General features: G+C 44.7%; 18 protein-coding genes. 2 read left to right on the top strand and 16 right to left on the bottom strand.

The features are described 5' to 3' along the window. Positions 1-176: 176 nt before the first annotated feature. The gene (locus OQJ86_RS05565) at positions 177-1,748 is read right to left on the bottom strand and encodes a BCCT family transporter (protein ID WP_265987039.1); all 1,572 of its coding nucleotides are present in this window, start codon (positions 1,746-1,748) and stop codon (positions 177-179) included. 395 nt (positions 1,749-2,143) lie between these two features. On the opposite strand from OQJ86_RS05565, the gene cosR reads away from it, so the two are divergent. Then, entirely contained in the window at positions 2,144-2,620 is a 477-nt protein-coding gene (gene cosR / locus OQJ86_RS05560) for a MarR family transcriptional regulator CosR (protein ID WP_038871769.1), read from the top strand. Between the two features lie 55 nt (positions 2,621-2,675). Here cosR and OQJ86_RS05555 read toward each other — a convergent pair whose 3' ends face one another. The 6 genes from OQJ86_RS05555 to OQJ86_RS05530 form a co-directional block, all read right to left on the bottom strand. Continuing rightward, positions 2,676-3,314 (bottom strand): response regulator, encoded by a 639-nt coding sequence (locus OQJ86_RS05555; protein ID WP_265987037.1) that lies wholly within the window; start codon positions 3,312-3,314, stop codon positions 2,676-2,678. After that, the gene (locus OQJ86_RS05550; RefSeq protein WP_265987036.1) at positions 3,307-4,662 is read right to left on the bottom strand and encodes a cache domain-containing protein; all 1,356 of its coding nucleotides are present in this window, start codon (positions 4,660-4,662) and stop codon (positions 3,307-3,309) included. Before OQJ86_RS05550 ends, OQJ86_RS05555 begins: the two co-directional genes overlap by 8 nt. 134 nt (positions 4,663-4,796) lie before the next feature. After that, positions 4,797-6,083 (bottom strand): TRAP transporter large permease, encoded by a 1,287-nt coding sequence (locus OQJ86_RS05545; protein WP_038871776.1) that lies wholly within the window; start codon positions 6,081-6,083, stop codon positions 4,797-4,799. Between the two features lie 12 nt (positions 6,084-6,095). Beyond that, the gene (locus OQJ86_RS05540; RefSeq protein WP_265987035.1) at positions 6,096-6,635 is read right to left on the bottom strand and encodes a TRAP transporter small permease subunit; all 540 of its coding nucleotides are present in this window, start codon (positions 6,633-6,635) and stop codon (positions 6,096-6,098) included. A gap of 131 nt (positions 6,636-6,766) precedes the next feature. Continuing rightward, the gene (locus OQJ86_RS05535; RefSeq protein ID WP_042602709.1) at positions 6,767-7,861 is read right to left on the bottom strand and encodes a TRAP transporter substrate-binding protein; all 1,095 of its coding nucleotides are present in this window, start codon (positions 7,859-7,861) and stop codon (positions 6,767-6,769) included. Between the two features lie 676 nt (positions 7,862-8,537). Further along, positions 8,538-8,927, bottom strand: a complete 390-nt coding sequence (locus tag OQJ86_RS05530; protein ID WP_038871782.1) for a MarR family transcriptional regulator — start codon at positions 8,925-8,927, stop codon at positions 8,538-8,540. Positions 8,928-9,198: 271 nt separating this feature from the next. Between OQJ86_RS05530 and OQJ86_RS05525 the strand changes: the two genes are divergently transcribed. Beyond that, entirely contained in the window at positions 9,199-9,867 is a 669-nt protein-coding gene (locus OQJ86_RS05525; RefSeq protein ID WP_038876090.1) for a DUF2982 domain-containing protein, read from the top strand. A gap of 25 nt (positions 9,868-9,892) precedes the next feature. Here OQJ86_RS05525 and OQJ86_RS05520 read toward each other — a convergent pair whose 3' ends face one another. The 9 genes from OQJ86_RS05520 to OQJ86_RS05480 form a co-directional block, all read right to left on the bottom strand. Continuing rightward, on the bottom strand, positions 9,893-10,549 hold the full coding sequence (locus OQJ86_RS05520) for an MBL fold metallo-hydrolase (RefSeq protein WP_038876088.1): 657 nt from the start codon (positions 10,547-10,549) through the stop codon (positions 9,893-9,895). A 130-nt stretch (positions 10,550-10,679) separates the two neighbouring features. Beyond that, positions 10,680-11,228 carry a DUF882 domain-containing protein gene (locus tag OQJ86_RS05515; protein WP_265987049.1) on the bottom strand — a complete coding sequence of 183 codons (549 nt, stop codon included), beginning with the start codon at positions 11,226-11,228 and terminating at the stop codon, positions 10,680-10,682. Positions 11,229-11,401: 173 nt separating this feature from the next. Beyond that, positions 11,402-12,934 carry a L,D-transpeptidase family protein gene (locus OQJ86_RS05510; RefSeq protein WP_045398176.1) on the bottom strand — a complete coding sequence of 511 codons (1,533 nt, stop codon included), beginning with the start codon at positions 12,932-12,934 and terminating at the stop codon, positions 11,402-11,404. A 165-nt stretch (positions 12,935-13,099) separates the two neighbouring features. Further along, entirely contained in the window at positions 13,100-14,182 is a 1,083-nt protein-coding gene (locus tag OQJ86_RS05505; protein ID WP_265987034.1) for a DUF1513 domain-containing protein, read from the bottom strand. Beyond that, a complete protein-coding gene (locus tag OQJ86_RS05500; RefSeq protein ID WP_265987033.1) occupies positions 14,163-15,200 on the bottom strand; it encodes an imelysin family protein in 1,038 nt (345 codons plus the stop codon). Before OQJ86_RS05500 ends, OQJ86_RS05505 begins: the two co-directional genes overlap by 20 nt. A 10-nt stretch (positions 15,201-15,210) precedes the next feature. Further along, complete coding sequence (locus OQJ86_RS05495) at positions 15,211-16,593, bottom strand: di-heme oxidoredictase family protein (protein ID WP_265987032.1); 1,383 nt, start codon at positions 16,591-16,593, stop codon at positions 15,211-15,213. Positions 16,594-16,687: 94 nt separating this feature from the next. Continuing rightward, the gene (locus tag OQJ86_RS05490) at positions 16,688-17,950 is read right to left on the bottom strand and encodes an imelysin family protein (protein WP_265987031.1); all 1,263 of its coding nucleotides are present in this window, start codon (positions 17,948-17,950) and stop codon (positions 16,688-16,690) included. 177 nt (positions 17,951-18,127) lie between these two features. Then, a complete protein-coding gene (locus OQJ86_RS05485; protein ID WP_170946265.1) occupies positions 18,128-18,775 on the bottom strand; it encodes a GTP cyclohydrolase II in 648 nt (215 codons plus the stop codon). 227 nt (positions 18,776-19,002) lie between these two features. Continuing rightward, positions 19,003-19,179, bottom strand: coding sequence for a hypothetical protein (locus OQJ86_RS05480; RefSeq protein WP_038871948.1), 177 nt, complete (start codon positions 19,177-19,179; stop codon positions 19,003-19,005). Positions 19,180-19,305: the final 126 nt, after the last annotated feature.

Here is a 19,305-nt window from a genome sequence, read left to right as displayed (position 1 = left end):
AGGACGGGTAGAGCTTCAATAAAGGTGCTTTGGGAAGGATGGTTTAAACTACAAACCATCCTTGAAGGCTACGAACTAGCAATGTCTCTTGAACACTAGACTTGTGATCAAGAGACAGGCATTACGCTGGCTTTTTAACTCATTAATATCTAAGAGATATTTATAAATCTTATCAATTATTGTCGTTCTGTTCTCATGCCCATCAATAAACTGACACACATGGCAAGCAATACGAATGTGAATGGAAGCGCAGTTGAGATTGCACCAGCTTGCAGTGCTTGAACCGCTTCTGAGCCACCGATCCACAGTAGTGCAACCGCAATTGCACCTTCCATAAACGCCCAGAATACACGTTGTAGAACTGGCGCATCCACTTTACCACCAGCGGTAATGCTGTCGATAACTAAAGAACCAGAGTCTGAAGAGGTAATAAAGAATACCAATACCAGAACAACCGCAATGATAGATAGGATGTTACCAAATGGTAGAACATCAAACATTTGGAACATCGCTAATGAAACGTCAGTTAGACCGTTTGCACCTAGCTCACCCACATTGTTGATCACTTGGTCGATAGCCAGACCACCGAATACTGACATCCAAATCAACGTCACAGCTGTAGGGACAATCAGTACCGCCGTGATGAACTCACGAACTGTACGGCCGCGAGAAACTCGCGCGATGAACATACCAACAAATGGTGACCATGAAATCCACCAAGCCCAGTAGAATACAGTCCAGCCTTGGAACCATGCTTCATCAGTACGACCAAACGGATTACTCAGCGGAATTAGGTTCTCTACATACGACATAAATGTCGTCGGAATAGAACCAAGGCTCACAGCCCAACCAATTAAACCAACAAGGATAAGAAGTAAAAAGGCAATAACCATGTTGATGTTACTAATGACTTTCACACCACCGTCAATACCGCGAATAACGGATACAACAGCGAGTAAAGTCACAACAGCAATGACAACAATCTGTAGGCCTAGACCCGGCTCAACACCAAACACGTGGTGAATACCACTTGCTGCTTGTTGTGCACCTAAACCCAAAGACGTTGCAAGACCAAATAGCGTTGCTAGTACCGCTAGGATATCAACAATATGGCCAGCCCAACCCCAAGCGCGATCACCCAATAACGGGTAGAAGATTGAACGCATTGATAGCGGCAAACCTTTGTTATAGGTAAAGAAGGCGAGTGAAAGCGCAACCACACCGTAAATTGCCCAAGGGTGTAGACCCCAGTGGAACATGGTCGCACCTAGCGCTAACTTAGCCGCCTCTGGTGTATTCGCTTCAACACCCAACGGTGTCTCATACCAACCGGTGAAGTAAGCCACTGGCTCAGCAACACTCCAGAACATCAAGCCGATACCCATACCTGCAGCGAACAGCATAGAAAGCCATGATATGAAAGAGTAATCGGCAACGGCATCTTTACCACCAAGGCGAATCTTACCCATTGGTGAAACAATCAATACCAAACAGAAGATAACGAAGATGTTACCGGAAAGGATGAACAGCCAGTCAAATGAGCTGATGATTTTCAGCTTAATGCCATCTAACGCTGTTTTTGCGGTATGTGCATCAAGAACTAATGCAGCAATAAGAAATAGTGCAATGAAACCCGCACTGATACCAAAAACAGGATTATGTACGTCAAAACCCCATTTTTGCACGTTGTCTTGACCAACCGTATAGTCGGTACTGTCGATACTGTACTTATCTATACCTTTTGTCATTGTTCCTCTCTTTTGCATTCTAGTTTTTCGACGCAGCGCCAAAAAACCTTTCGAACACGATACATTTTATTTTCCATGAAAGTGGAAGATCCTACCATTTGAGGCGTTTTTGTCTATCTTTTGCTGATAAAAAATCCAATAACTTACTTTTCAATCAGAAAAATCCACCAAAAAAAGCGAAAACAACCACAGCAATAATTAGACCACAAACATTTCTTACTATAATAATTCTAGGTCATCCTTTTTTACCCGCAAAAAACCATAAATTTAATAAGGAGAGCCAAGGCAAATAATTGAAAAATGGTGTCGCGATCCCTGACTAACCCCTTTTATTAGCAACGCTTTTGAGTTAGTGTCGCGTCGTTACATGATCCCCTAATGACTGGATTACTAAATTGGAAAAGTACGAAGAAGTCTTGGTCTCGATTCGTCAGATCATCCGCGCCATTGATTTACATTCTAAAAAGTTGAGCAAAGAGTCTGGTTTGACAGCTCCACAGCTGATTCTTATGCGTGCCATTAGTGAATTAGACAATGTCACGATTAAGCAACTGTCTAGCCACACCAATATGAGTCAGGCAACCGCTACCACTATTTTAGACCGTTTAGAGCGTAATCAGCTTGTTGAACGCCGCCGTAGTGTGGAAGACAAGCGTAAAGTGCATGCAGTGCTAACAGAAAAAGGACAAGAAGCGTTAAAACAAGCGCCAACGCCACTTCAAGAGCACTTCATCAGCCGCTTCCAAAAACTGGAAGAATGGGAGCAAAGCTTGCTGCTTTCGTCTGTTCAGCGCATTTCTACCATGATGAATGCGGAAGATATCGATGTTGCACCAATGCTAGAGATCGGTAGCATCACCAAACCTGAATAACATGCTTTGTTAGCGCTCATTCGTCCAGTGATGAGCGCTTTCTCCTACCCAGAAATCACTCTGTCAAACCAGTCTCAAACGCGTATTTAGCCAATTCCGCTGTCGAGTGCAGATCCAACTTGTGCTTAATGTTGTGGCGGTGCGTTTCTACCGTTCGATAGCTAATATCTAAAAGCGTAGCAATTTTTTTGCTGCTATTGCCCTGAGCCACCAGTTTCAATACCGCTTCTTCACGGCGACTGAGTGGGTTCGGCTTTTGTGCCACAGGTACAACATCTTGTGTAAATAATGTTTGAGTAACCGATTCACAAAAATATGTTGAACCTTGGTTGACGGTTTTTATCGCTTGTACCATTTTTTCTGCCGAGATTTCTTTAAGCATGTAGCCGACCGCACCCGCTTGCATCACCTTCATGATGTATTCACGATTGTCATGCATGGTAAGCATTAAGATTTTACTCTCGGGTCGTTCCTCCTTAATCACCCCCGTGGCTTCGATACCGTTCATGATCGGCATACTGATGTCCATCAAGATGACATCAGGGTTAAGTAACTTAGCGACTTCGATGGCTTCCAGCCCGTTACTCGCAGTACCGATAACATTGATGTCAGACTCAAGCTCCAAGCGTGCCATAAAACCATCAAGCACGACTTGGTGGTCATCCACAATCACCACACTAATCGGTTTATCCATAAACTAATCCATCCAAATCTAACAAAACGGTAATCTCTGTCCCTAACCTTGGTTCACTCATCAGTTCAAACTCACCACCAATGAATTCGACCCGCTCACGCATGTTACGCAATCCGATACCTTGCCGATGAACCGATTGGTTAACTAAGAACCCCGTACCATCATCACGTATCAGTAATTGCAGCATATTGCCCATTTTTTGCAAAATTACCGTGACCTTTTTTGCCTTCGCGTGTTTCTCAATATTGTTCAACGACTCTTGAGCAACGCGATACAACGTTGTCGCTACTTCGGATTTTAACTTCACATGGTTGGTATCAAAATGGCAGTCGATATCAATACCGGAATGCGAATGAAAATCTTGCAATAAGGTTGATAGCGCCGCCTCAAGACCAATGTCATCCAACGCACTTGGTCTCAACTGATGGGAAATGTGGCGAACTTCATTGATTGCGGTAATCAACGAACGCTGAGATTTATCGAGGTGTGATTTGAGTTTTTCATCGTCGATCCGATGCCCCATTAGATCTAAATGGCATTTACTCGAAACCAATAACTGATTAATGCCATCATGCAACTCTCTAGCTAAATGCTTCTTCTCGTCCTCTTGGAACATCACCGTCTTGTGAGCGAGCTCTTTAAGGTTTTTATCCGCTAAGCGATGTTCATGGAGGTTGATAGCAAGGGTTAAAACAATGATCACGGCGACTGTCACGACCAAAATCACAACTACGGTAAAGAAAGTCGTTTCGATATTCTGATTCACCGCCGCGCGCATGTTGGCAACTTCACGGCTCACATCCTCTATGTACAATCCCGTTCCAATCATCCAATCCCACTTATCAAGCCATGCGGCGTAGCTTAATTTAGGCACGACTTCACCTGTAGAGGGCTTCTGCCAAAGGTATTGGTGGAAACCGCCGCCGAGTTGGGCTTGATAAAGCAACGCCTCAATCAGGTGATCGCCGTTTTCATCTTGAATGTGAAGTAAGTTCTGCCCCACGAGATCAGGCAGAATCGGATGGACTAAATTAGTACCGTGTTTATCGTAAGCGAAGAAGTAACCATCTGAGCCATAGCGAAGGCGGTTCAGGATGGCCTTTACACGTTCTTTGGCAACATGCTCGTCGATTGTAGAATCGTTATAGATGTGAGAGATCGCATCGAAAGCCAGATCAACGGTATCTTTCAATGCCACTTCTTTTGATTGGATCAGACTTTGGTGAAATATCTCCACTTCGCGTTGACCCAACGTTTTCGCTTGGTAGATGGAAATCCAACTGATGCTTGCTGACACCAACACCACAGGGATCAATGCCAGCAAGATTAATTTGGCTTTGAGAGGCATCCCTTTCCTCCAATGAAACGCTGATTAGCTTAATGACTAATCAGCTTAACAACTTGTCTCAAAAGGTAAAAACTCTCAGCTCACAAATTCGCCTTTCACCTTTGCATTGCTACGCTAGTGTCACTGCATGCGTATTACGACATGCCGTAGAAACCAGGGAAGAATAACAGTGAGGCGAGTACAACAATTTGAATCGCGATAAACGGCATTACCCCTTTATAAATATCTCGTGTTGTCACACCTGCTGGCGCCACCCCTTTCAGATAGAACAAGCTAAAACCAAACGGTGGTGTGAGGAATGAAGTCTGTAAGTTCATAGCAATCAGAATCGCAAACCACGTCATGTTGATGCCCATGAGCTCAGCAACAGGCGCAATGATTGGGACAATAATGAAACAAATCTCAACGAAATCGATGAAGAAACCGAGAATCAAAATCACGAGCATGGTGATAATCAAGAAGCCCCACTTTTCTCCCGGAATTTGCAGCATCCACTCTTCTACCAAGTAGTCACCACCAGTATAAGTAAATGCCATAGAGAACGCCGTCGCACCCAACAAAATAGCAAATACCATCGCGGTTACTTTGACGGTCTCTTTCGATGCTTCGTACACCATCGACCAGCTAAACTGTTTATACAACAGTGACAGCACAATCGCGCCTGCACCACCGAGTGCAGCAGATTCTGTTGGCGTCGCAATGCCCGCAAAAATAGAGCCCAGCACCACAATGATCAACGCTAAAGGCGGCAATACAGCTTTCAGCGCGGTGATCACTTCCTCTTTGCGACTGATCGATTCATCACGATCAATAGGACGGGCTGCTTCTGGGTTAAGTTTGGCGTAAATCAGAATATAGATAACATAAGCACCCACCAGCACAATACCCGGCCACACCGCAGCTTGGAACAAATCGCCAACTGGGACACCAAGTACATCGCCCAATAAAATTAATACAATCGAAGGTGGGATAATTTGGCCGAGTGTCCCCGACGCGCAAATAGTGCCGCAAGCTAACCCTTTATCGTAGTTATACTTGAGCATGACGGGAAGAGAGATCAAACCCATCGCGACGACAGACGCACCAACCACACCAGTCGATGCCGCCAATAACGCCCCCACTAGCACGGTAGAAATCGCAATACCACCACGAACGCCACCAAATAGACGTCCCATGGATTCCAGCAACTGCTCTGCTAACCGTGTCTTTTGTAATACCAACCCCATAAAGACAAAGAGAGGTACAGCCATCAATACCGTGTTTTCCATGATGGATTGAATGCGATATGGCATGAAGGCGAACATCTCGATCCCTTCTGCCCAAACGCCAAAAATTAATGCGATCCCGCCAAAAGTAAAAGCAACAGGAAAACCGAGCAGTAGCGCAAACAAGGCGACAAAAAACATCACTATACCGATCATACTGAATTCCTTTTACGACTTACCGTTATTACCGGCATAGATAAGATGAGGGTTAACAATTTTGTTGATGGAGTGCAGCAGCAATCCCATACCACTGAGTGCCATGAACAAGAAAGAAAGTGGGATCATTGCTTTAATAATCCAACGATATGGTAAGCCACCGGGATCACCCGACGTTTCACCCAAGGCATAACTTTCTTTGGCAAAGTCGATGCCGTACCAAGCAACCAATAGACAGAAAGGAAATAAGAAAAAGAGTGTGCCTAAGAGATCGATAACGGATTGAGCTTTATAAGATAAACGCTCATAGAAAATATCCACTCGAACGTGACCACCGGATTTAATCGCGTAAGGAACACCGAGTAAAAATACCGCAGAAAAGAGGTGCCATTCCATTTCTTGAAAGGCAATAGAGACATCATTAAACACGTAACGCATGACAACGTCGTACACCACGTTCGCTAATAACAATATAAATAGGATGATGGATAACCACCCCAGAAAATCACCGAAGCGGTTAAAGATTCGCTCAATATAAATAAGGCTTCTCATTCCGAACTCCATGGAACGTGTGAATTGGCTCCGCTGGCTCACGGAGCACTTGTTATGATCTTCTCTAAGAGAAGTTTTTCTTGGGCTTCGCTAGCTGGCTAGAACCAATAGATTCAGCCAGCATATTGAAGTTACTGTTGAGCTTGGCTGTTTAAGTAAGCTCGGTGAGAAATGTCAGACCAAGGACGCACTTGCTCAATATAGCTCGCTTGAGATTCTTGAATCTCTTTTGCCAATGCATCTTTTTCCGCATGTTGTTTTAGAAGACGTTCGTTCGCTTCACGTAGCGCAGAGATAACTTCCGGCGGAAAGTCTTTGACTTGAACATCAGGGTATTCTGATTGAATTGATGCCCAGTTCTTACCACTCTCGTGCTTAGACTGAGTGTACATGTCGTACGCGGCGGCTTTCATCGCAACTTGAAGGATCGCTTTCAAATCATCTGGTAGACGTTCCCAAGTACGCTTGTTCACTAGGAACTGCAGCTCAGTACCCGGCTCATGCCAACCGGTGTAGTAGTAAGGCGCAATTTTGTGGAAGCCCATACGTAAATCGAGTGATGGACCAACCCACTCCAATGCATCGATAGTGCGGCGCTCAAGAGAAGTGTACAGCTCACCCGGTGCGATATTGGTAGGCTTCGCCCCCAGTTCTGCAAGAATTTCACCAGCAAAGCCTGGAATACGCATCTTCAAACCCTGTAGGTCGTCTACCGACTTGATTTCTTTCTGGAACCAGCCACCCATCTGAGTATCTGTGTTACCACCAGGGAAAGAGAGTAAATTATGAGGAGAGTAAACCTTCTCCATCAATTCCATGCCGCCACCGTAGTAGAACCACGCGTATTGCTCTGTAGGCAGCATACCGAAAGGCATAGAAGTAAAGTAAAGAGTGTTTGGAACTTTGCCTTTCCAGTAATAAGACGCGGAATGCCCCATGTCGTACTGACCAGATTTCACCATATCAAACACACCCAGTGGGGCTTTATGTTTGTTCGCAGAGTCAATACGGATTTGTAAGCGCCCGTTTGACATTTCTTCTGCCATTTTCGCCATGTTTTTAGTCGCATCACCAAAGATTGGGAAGTTCGGTCCCCATGTCTCCGCCAGTTTTAAGCGATAAACTTTGTCGTCAGCAGCATGAGCAGAAGTAGTTACAAATGCCATAGCAGCAACCATCGCTGTCGCTTTGAGCACTCGTTTCAGAGATTTTTGGATAAGACTCATCGTTCACGTCCTTTGTCACCAAGGTTATTGTTGTCATCCATTACATAAGGATTCGCGGTATACCCAAGTAACTTCAAGATTCAGGATTCAGGGCTTTGTCACTGGTACGAGTTCAAGGAAAGCAACGCCGCGTAATAGCTAGCTCTTTCCAAGTTGTTTGACGCAGAAATCGTGTCAGTGACAAGCTCCCAAAGGGCGAGTTGTCTGATTCACTTAACTTCGTTAACGATTGTTGATTTGGAACCACTAGATCGACAAATCGTTGCCTCGTTATCAAATCAACTCATTCTCGCTGAAGCTGGTATCTTGAGGTTTCTTGGGTATTAAGATGGGACATTACATGGAAGTAAGAAATGGGCATGAACACGCACAAATTTGTGCTTTGAAACGGGCTTTAGCCATTAGTATTACGTACTTATACGTAGTCTTTATGATGGCTAAATTTTATAAAGTCTATTAATCAGACAGTTAAGCTAGCATTCTGGATTATAAGAATAAGGAACTACTTAAGTATCTAACTGCAGAAGAATTTACACAGTATTTAAAAAAATGTGACAAATGACGGCTTTATATCTTTAGAATTCTCAATTAGAAACTCTATTAAGCGTATCGCAGGTAAAAAAATACCCCGACCAATGTCGAGGCATTTAATTAGAAAACAGAATTACAGCGGTAATTAAACTGCTTTATAGATAACTTTGTTACCTGCTAACTGCTCTTTTTGAACTAGGTTTTCTTCAAGAAGCTTCTTCAGTGCGCCAGTAGCCCATGATGCCGCTTTAGTGTCTTCTTGACCTGCAGCTTGACCAATACCTTTAGGGTTAATACCTTCAGCATTTGCTACAACGATGTCTAGTACTTGTTGCTGCTTAGGAGTAAGTGCAACCTCAACCGTTTTTGCTGCAGCTACTTTCTTTTCAGCTACAACTTTCTCAGCAACAGAAGGTGCTGCTGCTTTTTCAACAGCAGGCTTAGCCGCTTTAGGTGCAGCAGCTACTTTTGCTACTGTCGCTTTAATGCGTTTTTGCAGTTTCATCTGCACCTTACGCTTATGAGCAAGTCTCATCGAATATTTCTCCAGTTCACTGCATCTCAGCAGGGATGAAAATTTGAAGCGCGTTTTATACCAAAATTCACAAGCGATTTGTAGGTTTTAGCGGCGAAACGCGATGAAAAATGCGCTCACTGCATAGAACGTCTACTATTTAATCAGATAAATTGTGAACGGATTTATTGAATACTGGGTATAAAAACAGAGGTTCTTTGCACTTAATAAGCAACAAGTTGAACAATCAATATCAGAGACCTCAGACTCATTATTCATTGAGGTTAAAAGCATGGAAACGCTGCATCTGACTAACTCACATTTCAAATCCAACTCCCCAGTGAACAAACTGATCATGCTCCTTGTGGTGCTGATCACCTTGTTTCTGGTTCTAATTGCACCTGGCTGGAAGCAAGCGATGCTCTCTGTGGTGCTGATGGCCATCATCATCGGCTTTGCAATCATGATGATTAAAAAGAGCCAAGTATCTTATACCTTGACCGCTTCGCATTTTCAGCAGCACCTTTTCAAAGGCGGATGGGTCGTCCGTTGGAAGAATATCGACTCCATTGGTGTGTGTACTTATGAGCAAGAAGGGTGGCATCAACCACTACCTTGGATAGGCATACGCCTCAAGCATTACTCGCCCTACCTCAACGCGATATGTCCACGTATCGCAACTGAAATTTTATTGGGCCAACGCGCACTGCTCTATTTGGGAGCGAGACAAAATAACTGCGAGACAAAGTTCGAAGACATGGTGCTCGACCCTGCTCCCTACATCAATGAGGACGGAATGCAATTCGACGGCCTACAAGCCATGCTAGCAAATAGAATGAGATATCAAAGGAAGTTCTATGGCTATGATGTGTTTATTTCGGCCAGTGATTTGGATAGAGAGGCGGAAGAGTTTGTAGGGTTGGCTCGACGGTACCTAGCAGCAGCCGAGCCAGATGCATAATTTACGAGAGCTAAATCTGCATGCTCTAGTATAGCGGCATCTCATCAGCGACAAACGGGTTAGTTTTACGCTCATGACCAAAAGTCGATTGAGGTCCATGACCCGGGACGAAAGTAACGTCGTTACCAAGTGGCCACAGTTTCTCTTTGATCGAGCCAATAAGCGTGTTGAAATCACCTTGTGGGAAATCTGTACGACCAACACTGCCGTTAAACAGAACATCACCGACAAATGCCAAACGCGCGTCTTCGCTGTAAAGCACTACGTGGCCCGGAGTATGGCCTGGCGTGTGGATGACATTTAGGGTTTGCTGGCCAAAAGTGACCTTGTCACCTTCATTCAGCCACTGATGAGGTTCAAAGGCCTCTGTCAAAGGAAAACCAAACATTTGGCTTTGGCCTTCTAAGCCTTGCAACCAGAAGTTGTCCGCTTTATGAGGACCAACAATCTCTGTACCGCCCAGCATAGCAGCCAAAGGCTCAGTGCCACCTACATGGTCCAAATGACCATGGGTCAATACTAAATTCACAACGTCAACACCCAGTTCTTTGATTAACATTGCTAGTTGCTTCTCGTCGCCACCTGGATCAACCACAATCCCCTTCATGGTTTCATCACACCAAACGATAGAGCAGTTTTGAGAGAAAGATGTTACTGGAACAACTTGGTATTTCAGAGCCATAGATAACCTATACCGAATAAATTTGCATGAAAACTGCCGCAACTATGACACTAACCCTAAGCGACTTCAAGCTTTGTGGGACGGGTTGTTCACGGCGATTTATCACAAAAAATAGAGTATCAATAAGGTGTTACCAAGAACGTACTGCTCCGGTATCAATGTGAACAAAGTTACTACGTGGATAATAACCAACCCCACCCGCTTTTAAGCTAAGCGCGGCTTCACGCACGGTAGAGAGCTTCACGCCATCTAAACGGAAATCAATGGCCTTTCCTTCCATGTGCATGCTTTTCTTCGCTACACCTGAAGAGCCATTACGTAAAGATGCATTGGTTACCGGAGAACGATAGCCGGAAATCACAATGACTTCTGACTCAGTCCCAATTAACTTTTGAATTTGGCTGATTTGGTCGAACAAGCGTCGATCCATTGGGTGCACTTCGTTACGGCGATGATCGCGACAGAACTGATCCAAGCGTTTCAACTCTTCATCCACATAACCTTTACCATCGAAGTAGCAGGACTCTAGCAACTCACCTGTGTTTAAGTTGTTCATAGCGAGTACGCGTGGGTCATCAGGCAATGATGCCCAAGACATGGTTGGCATTGTGGCTGCGACAACCACACCGCCAGCGCTCATTTTTAGAAAATCACGACGAGAAAAATTACGACTTACCATTTGAAAGACACTGCTCATTTACTGTACAAGCGGGGGACATTACCGAAACCAATTTAGCACGTCAAATGCATAAATCGGTCCGGCTTGTCACATTTAGGCTGGAATTTCTGTTTACTTATTGAACAACAAACAGATTTTATGAATTGTAAATTTTTTTAAATTGCGAACGTAACTCACCCTTGATGATCGTATTGATAAATGTCATCACGGTAGTAAAGCACACCCTCTTCTAACCATGCGGTTTGATAAATGATGTGTACTTGAATGCGCTCACTTAGGGGCACTGAGTTGTTTGAGCGACGTGAACTTTGACGCTTTTTCGCCAATCGTTCCTCTAAACCTTGAGTTTTGAACAACAGTTCAGCCAACTGGTCAGCGTTCTCCACTCGAACACAACCTGAGCTATAAGCGCGTCGGTCTTGTTGGAATAAGTTTTTACTTGGCGTATCGTGCAGATAAATCGCTTGTGGATTCGGCATGTTGAATTTGTACAAACCTAGAGCATTGTGTGTACCAGATGATTGGCGCATACGATAAGGGAATGTTCTAGGGTTCACGCTTGCCCAGTTAATCGTAGTAGGGTCAATGATCTCACGTGATGTCCAAGAACGGATAATCTGAATATTATTCTCTATCAGATACATCGGATTGCGCTGCACCTTAGGAATGATGTCCTTCACCATGATGCTCCAAGGCACATTCCATGTAGGGTTAAGAATGACTGAGTCTAATGTACTCGTCATGATTGGCGTCTTACGCGAAGCGCGTCCCACCACCACTTTCGATTCAAACAGCGCTTGACCATCATGCCAATATGTCACTTCATAACCTGGTACGTTAACAAACACGACGTTATCACGCTCTTTTGCCCAAATGCGTGAACGCTCGGCGTTTAACGCCAATGAATGTAGGCGATGTTGTGGAGAGAAGTTAATCCAACGAATTGTATTTGGGCCAATAACACCATCTTGTTTCAAACCATGAATACGCTGGAACTCCATCACTGCGAGCTCTAGATTTTCGTCGTAAAGCGTCGTCTCTGTATCTAAATGTCCGACTTCAACCCCGACAATTTGCATTCTCGCGATTAGGCTTGCTTTATCAAACAGCTCATCCCCAACTCGTGCAAGTCGCTGGTCTTGTTGATACAAAGGAAATTCGAATTTTGAGTAAGTCGATAACGAAGCAAATGCAGTATTAAACGAATCCTCCGTTTGCAAAGGAGAACGTAAGCTGGTTAAGAACTGGTCCAATTTACCAACTGTAATTTCATTACTGAGTAAAGAGAGTGTTTCGACATTTGGGGCAGGTAATTTTATATACTCTTTGTTTGCAAATAGCCAATTGATGCCTTCTTCGGGAACTTGCTCGAGGTAACTCAGATACATGAGTAGAGAGTCCGTCATGACAAGATCGAAATCGAGCTTATCGCCTTGTTCTCGAACTTGTTCAATACGACGAAGCTGATCGTCAAACTCTTTGGTAACGTCAGCCAACGCCACCAAATTCATTTGGAACACTAACTGATCGACGTCATTGTCGTTTTCCCAATTCAGACGATAATTTGTGCTTTGGTAAAGTTGATCAATCACCTCAGGGTAATGGATCATCTTCTCTACAGACAGCTGAGCGACTGCTCCTTCTTGCTCTGTTTGCGCAGAAGCATCGAGGGAAACTACAGTAGAAAAGCTGCAAAACGGCACCATAAGTGCCGTTATTATAAGGAATCTAGCAATCACTGAATCGATCCTTCCGTTTGTTTGCCATAAAAAAAGTATGGCAAATATCTCACGGGTTGCAGCTTTAAAATTAAGAATCTGAAGACGAAATCGACAACAAAATTCTCAATAAGCGATTAAGCTATGATCTTTCTAGATAATTCGTGACCAATGGTTGTCCCATTGGATGCCGCTAGATAAGATATTTTTTGACTTCAAAGGCCGCTGCTCGACGACTTTTCCTGCACCAGAACTCAGGCGAAATTCATCACCATAAATCACGACTCCAGACGCATCCGGCAACGCATTGAGCTCCACCAGTTTACCAGTGGATTTCGACCATATTCCATAGCAACTTCCCGGTGGGGACGTCGCCATAATCCACTCATCTGTTGCAGCAATACTCGCAACATAGTGATTAAAGCGCGCCCATTGTTCTGGTTCTGCGTGAAGATCCTGCATTTTGCCACCACGAGTGTGCATGGCAATCAGTGCTGGGTATTCGTCAGGCTCCCCACGATACTGCTGCCCACAAAGCACGGTCTCCGCCCCATCATGAGCTAGATGACGAATACTCAGCTTATGATCTGGCAGAGAAACTTGATCCAACAACTCACCGCCTTGCGAAAGGTAACTCAGGCTAGGCGTCATGCTATCAAGGTTAAGCGATTCACGTCCGTTTGTATGGACGCCACCGACACCAATGGCCAAAGCACCATCAGGCATCATAATGACTTCATGTGGGCCAAGGCCAAAGTCAGTCAGCTCATCAATCTTTTGATAATGTCTCTGGACGTCATATACACCAATGATTCCTCGGCTGGTTCCTCTTTCCCCTTCAGTAGCAAATAAGTATTGCCCATCGTGGGAATAAACGCCGTGACCGTAGAAGTGGCGATCCGCTTTCGCTGGTTGCAATTTGATCATCTGTTCAGAGCGATAATCAAACACCATAAAGAACGTACCAGGTCGGCGACCAAAAACCACGGCATGACCTTGTGGGTTTGTCGCCACACCATGACCACGCTCTGGGATCGGCAATGTCGTGATCGGCATACCGTGTTCATCAGCGACGATAGCAGCAAACTTATCTCGGCCTATGATTGAACAGCCAATCAGTGCAGGCTCTCGCGACGTTGTCGAAGCACAACCAAATGGCATAACGGGCGCTGCCGCTCCAAACAGAGCGGCCTTTAATAATGTGCGGCGGGTTTGATCAGTCACCATCGGTAGCATTGAATCCTATTACGACACCAAGTTCGATCGCCACTTCTTCGTGGATCAAGTACTTCAATTGCTCTAACTTATTGTATTGAGCGAGCACCATGCGATAGCCTTCTTTTGTTTGTAGTGCAGCAAATAAGCTTTTATCTTCTGGCCAAGTTTCTAACGCCATTTCAAACTGATGGGCAACACGATCAGCCAAATCCGAATGGCCTTGATCTCTCAACAGAGCATCCAAACCGTTACCATTGGCAAAATAGAGTGCTTCCATTCCTTCAAGGTTCGCTTTCAAGTTTGATAGCGAAGTCTCTGAACGCCACGATTCTGAGAAATAAGGACGGGGCTTGCCAATCTTCGCCAAAGGACGACTCAGCTTCTTCATGCTGTATTCAAGCTGGTTAGATAACAGCGAGATGTACTCAGACTCCCACTCTGTCACCTCTAACGATTTCCACGGGTTTTCTGCCCAAGAGTCTGCGATGATCTGTGCTTTGTTATCTAAATTTTCGGCAATTGCAACGCCGGTAGCACAAGTGTTGTTGTTGGTAGAAAGTGTCGATGCATTGTCGTAAAGCAACCATTCCAACGCCCCTAGGCCTTGCACAGTAACACTTTGCGTGGAGATATCTTCCGCACTCCAAGCTTGGTCAGATTTCGTCAGTACAGACATTTTACGACCAGCGGTGTTCTTTTTATCTGGCCAAAACTGAACATTCCAGCTTTGCTCTAGTGCCGTAGCAGGACCGCGCTCTTGGCCTTGAAGTGACATCCAAGACAACATGGTTTGGTGCCATTGTTGCCTTACTTGTGCATCATCTTTCGACTCTGATGCGCAGTAATCCGCGAAGCGTTGTTCAAGTTCTGTGGTTTGCGCTAAAAACGTCTGAGCTGATTGAAACTCGACCTCGTACACGCTTTGAGAAATATGACTTGTACTCTCAGGCTTTGCAGAGCTCGAACTAATGGTCGATTGGCAACCAACCAAACTTAACGTTGCGGTAATCGCACTCACTAACAGTGTTTCTTTCATGGTTGCTTCCTTATAGAGAATTCAGAAACGCAATCAATGCATCTCGTTCTTTTTTGTTCAGTGCTAAGACGTTTTGTTTTGCCGTTTCAGCTTCACCGCCATGCCACAACACCGCTTCCATTAGGTTACGAGCACGGCCATCATGTAAGAAGTACGTGTGACCGTTTACTTCTTCGGTATAACCAATGCCCCATAACGGCGCAGTTCGCCACTCACGGCCGTTTGCTAAGTATTCCGGGCGGTTATCGGCTAAGCCTTCACCCATGTCATGCAGAAGCATGTCTGAGTATGGGTGGATAAGCTGCTTAGAAAGCGCTGGCAATTCAGGTCGTTTCGCCGTTTTGACACTGGTCTTATGGCAGCTTTCACAACCCGATGATGCAAAGATCTGCTGTCCTAGTTGCACTTTCGGATCCTTGACATTGCGACGAATCGGCACCGCCAAGTGCTGGCTGTAAAACTCAACGAAGTCGAGAATATTTTCACTCACTTCTGGTTTGCCGCCATTTGGCATGTCGTCACAAATGCTTTGCTTCGAGGTGCAGTTTTCGTTCGGGAATAAATGGCTTGTCAAACCCACATCGCCATTGAATGCCGCGGCATTTTGCTGCATCAACGTCGGTTGTCCTGCTTTCCAACCAAAACGACCAATTGAGAAGTCACCCTTCTCAATGTCCCACACCTTATTTACTTTGCCTGAGATACCATCTTTGCTGGCATCTTGTTCATCAACCCAAGCGAGTAGCGTTTCGTCGGGAATACTCTCCAACAAACCAAGACCGATCATTGGCGGTGCCACACGCGCGGAAAATTCCGTATCTGGGTGCATGTCACCATAGCCTAATTCGGTAATTTTCAGGTTTGGTTTTCTCAAAACGACTGTCGTTCCATCTTTAAACTGCACCGGAACATCGGTATAGATAATGTCGATTTTTCCTTCTGGTTTTTGGTCTTGGAGTGCAAAATCTTGTAACTGGCCGCCGTATGTTGGTTCAGGGATTCCGCCATCCTTAATAAAAGCTTTCTTTTGTTCTGGGGTCATTGCAGGAATGCTTAAGCGCACCAGCATAGACACCGCATGTAAATCATCTTTCTCTGGCGGATGACCTCTGCCATCCTTGATGTGGCAGTTTTGGCAACCATTGGTATTAAACAACGGTCCCAAACCATCGCGAGCATCAGTTGATGCAGGCGCCTGCACCCAAGGGTTACGAAAGAAGCTGTTGCCGACACTAAAGTCGAGACGCTTGCTCATTGGAAGGTTTGCAGCAGGGAGAGAATACGCATTCGCTCCATCTTTTTTAACACTGGTTTTGCCACCAGACTTAACATCGTAAGCCATGGCAGAAGAAGAAAGGATCGCGGCTAGCGCAGAAATTAGGTATGGCTTCATATCATTGCTCTACATATACAACAAGGGTGATAACAACGAGCTCAAACGGCAAAAGGGCTCACAAAGAGCCCTTATTTATTATGGTTATGAACGATTAAAACTCGTGGTCAGCAGTATCAGGGCTTAGGCTGTCGATGCCGACAATGTTTGCCGCTCGCTCAATCGCACCGGTCTGGGCTACCAACGACATGATGGTGTCGTTTACTAGCGCGTTGCCTTGTGCGTTGCCCGCTGCAATCAATTGATCGAAGTGCTGGTTGTTCTTCTCAGCAGACGTTACTAATTCACCAACTTGGCTACGAGTCATGTCAAACTGTTTTTGGATCTCTTTCACTGCTTTTTGATCTTTTTGAGCAACAAGATCAGCGATACTTGGACCAGACAATTCTTTACCGTTTACACCTTTGTAGGTACCAGTGTAAACGTTGTAGATACCTTGCTCATTGTAGTAGTGAGAGTTATGCGTGTTATCTGAGAAACAATCGTGCTCGTCTTCTGTCGAGTTCGCTTCTAGTGCCACCTTCATACGCTCACCCGCCAGCTCACCTAGAGAAAGAGAACCCATACCGAATAGCATTTTGCGTAGACCATTTTCAGCCGAGCCAGCAAGTAGCTCTTCGCGGTAGTTGCCTTTCACTTCTGCAGACCACTGTTTTTCCATCCACTCAAGGTCTTGAACCAGCAGATCAGCAGCGGCTTTTAGATACTCGCCGCGACGGTCACAGTGACCGTTAGTACATTCAGATCCCACAACAAAATCTGTGTAAGCACGTTGACCAGCACCTGCGTTAGTGCCGTTTAAGTCTTGGCCCCATAATAAGAACTCAATCGCGTGGTAACCAGAAGCCACGTTTGCTTCCGAGCCGCCAACTTCGTTCAAGTCCGCAATTAATTCTGGTGTAATTTTTGATACATCGAGTTTAGACGCACCAATCTGTAGGCTTGTATTGGCAATAATGTTAGCAGAGGCGCCTTCGTTGCCTAATTCGTATTGGTAATCTGTCGCAACGTAATCGATCAGCCCTTCATCCAGTGGCCATGCATTTAGCTGGCCTTCCCAATCATCAACGACTGCGTTACCAAAACGGAAAACTTCAGACTGTTGGTAAGGTACACGAGAGTCAAGCCAAGCTTGTTTTACTTCTTCAAGCTTTGCAGCAGATGGGGATTTTAGGAATTCGTCGATTTTTACGTCGAGTGCTTTAGCTGTTGTCACTGAATCAGCAAATACAGCATGAGCAACGTCCGCGTAATGTGCGACAACTTGTTGTTGAGTTACTGAAGCAGCAACCGTAGAACCACTAGCAATGAGAAGTGATGCAGCAATAGATTGGACTAACACTTTTTTTGCATTCATCAGAAGCATCCTTGTTGAGCGTTTTTAATAATCTTATTCGTAGTGCTAATTATTCTTATTTGCACTTTTGTCCCGAGATAATACAAATTTACAATTTATTTGCAACTCTAGATACAAAAAAAGCCTCATAAATATGAGGCTTTTAAAATGCTTTATTGTTAGATTTATCTTTAAAGATTAAACCTTTAGGTGATGTTTACCATGGGAAACTTTCGCCTTCAGATAATTTTCATTGCCATCTTTGATGTGCGCAGAAGTATTGACAACCTCTGCGATTTCAATTCCGTACTCTGACAACTCGCGTATCTTCTTAGGGTTGTTAGTAACAAGCTGAATCTTATTCACACCTAGTGCTTCAAGCATTTGTGCTGCTTCTGTGAAGTCACGTAAGTCATCATCGAAGCCCAAATGATTATTTGCTTCGTAGGTATTCATACCCTGACTTTGAAGACGGTATGCATCAATCTTGTTATAAAGACCGATACCGCGGCCTTCTTGACGAAGGTATAGGATAATGCCACCTGATTCGCCCATTCGATTGATGGTCTCTTCTAGTTGCTCACCGCAGTCACAGCGTGAAGAGTGGAACACATCGCCAGTCAGACACTCAGAGTGCATACGCACTAAAGGCATATCCTGCGTTTGATCCGCTTGTTTAAAGATAATTGCTACATGCTCTTTATCTGTCTTTAGGCCATGGAAAGACAGGATTTCGGCATCTATGTTGCTGTTAGCCCCGACTTTAAAATCTACTCTGGCACGTACTTCCGCCATATCTACACTCACTCGATTTATTGCTTGATGCATTTTCGTTATCGCATTCATAGGATTGCTCTCATTTGCTCTTCAACTATGGGGATTGATACCGCATTTTTCAATGTTGAGATCACAACGAGGCGTACTCTTATTCTAGCAACAGCGAGAATTCATAGCGAAAATGATCCCCAACTGCCGACTTTACATTTGTTATAGTATAACATTTACAGCTAACTACAATAAAAAAACCCCAGACAAATTTGCCTGGGGTTTAAAGTCGCTAAGTTTGAATCGGTTTAATGAGTTTGGCTTCGCTTCCATACAGCGAGCTCAATCCAAACGGCTTCGAGTTCTTGAATTTCCTCGTCGGTTAAGACGGCGAGAGACGAAGTGACTTGTGGCAGCTTCGGTGACTGCAATGCACGAATCTGCGAATAAAAGTCCTTTTTTAATTGCGATATAACTGAATCCACTGCGTACACCTTTCGTTCTTTTATTACTTCTCCAGCTCATTTTTATGGTCTGCTATTCACTGGAGCCTTCATAAATTCTGCAAAATGATAACATTCTGCTTGTTATGTGCACAATTTATTTTTAAT

It is taken from the genome of Vibrio sp. Sgm 5 (genome assembly GCF_026241575.1).
Classification (GTDB): Bacteria; Pseudomonadota; Gammaproteobacteria; order Enterobacterales; family Vibrionaceae; genus Vibrio; species Vibrio jasicida.
This window is presented reverse-complemented; position numbering and strand designations above follow the sequence as displayed.

Bases quoted from the DNA above. Each gene is read 5' to 3' on its own strand.
- OQJ86_RS05535 (WP_042602709.1), bottom strand. From the start codon at position 7,861: ATGAGTCTTATCCAAAAATCTCTGAAACGAGTGCTCAAAGCGACAGCG.
- OQJ86_RS05520 (WP_038876088.1), bottom strand. From the start codon at position 10,549: ATGGCTCTGAAATACCAAGTTGTTCCAGTAACATCTTTCTCTCAAAAC.
- OQJ86_RS05525 (WP_038876090.1), top strand. From the start codon at position 9,199: ATGGAAACGCTGCATCTGACTAACTCACATTTCAAATCCAACTCCCCA.
- OQJ86_RS05490 (WP_265987031.1), bottom strand. From the start codon at position 17,950: ATGAATGCAAAAAAAGTGTTAGTCCAATCTATTGCTGCATCACTTCTC.
- OQJ86_RS05555 (WP_265987037.1), bottom strand. From the start codon at position 3,314: ATGGATAAACCGATTAGTGTGGTGATTGTGGATGACCACCAAGTCGTG.
- OQJ86_RS05530 (WP_038871782.1), bottom strand. From the start codon at position 8,927: ATGAGACTTGCTCATAAGCGTAAGGTGCAGATGAAACTGCAAAAACGC.
- OQJ86_RS05545 (WP_038871776.1), bottom strand. From the start codon at position 6,083: ATGATCGGTATAGTGATGTTTTTTGTCGCCTTGTTTGCGCTACTGCTC.
- OQJ86_RS05550 (WP_265987036.1), bottom strand. From the start codon at position 4,662: ATGCCTCTCAAAGCCAAATTAATCTTGCTGGCATTGATCCCTGTGGTG.
- OQJ86_RS05565 (WP_265987039.1), bottom strand. From the start codon at position 1,748: ATGACAAAAGGTATAGATAAGTACAGTATCGACAGTACCGACTATACG.
- OQJ86_RS05485 (WP_170946265.1), bottom strand. From the start codon at position 18,775: ATGAATGCGATAACGAAAATGCATCAAGCAATAAATCGAGTGAGTGTA.
- OQJ86_RS05505 (WP_265987034.1), bottom strand. From the start codon at position 14,182: ATGCTACCGATGGTGACTGATCAAACCCGCCGCACATTATTAAAGGCC.
- OQJ86_RS05515 (WP_265987049.1), bottom strand. From the start codon at position 11,228: ATGGTAAGTCGTAATTTTTCTCGTCGTGATTTTCTAAAAATGAGCGCT.
- OQJ86_RS05500 (WP_265987033.1), bottom strand. From the start codon at position 15,200: ATGAAAGAAACACTGTTAGTGAGTGCGATTACCGCAACGTTAAGTTTG.
- OQJ86_RS05510 (WP_045398176.1), bottom strand. From the start codon at position 12,934: ATGGTGCCGTTTTGCAGCTTTTCTACTGTAGTTTCCCTCGATGCTTCT.
- OQJ86_RS05495 (WP_265987032.1), bottom strand. From the start codon at position 16,593: ATGAAGCCATACCTAATTTCTGCGCTAGCCGCGATCCTTTCTTCTTCT.
- OQJ86_RS05540 (WP_265987035.1), bottom strand. From the start codon at position 6,635: ATGAGAAGCCTTATTTATATTGAGCGAATCTTTAACCGCTTCGGTGAT.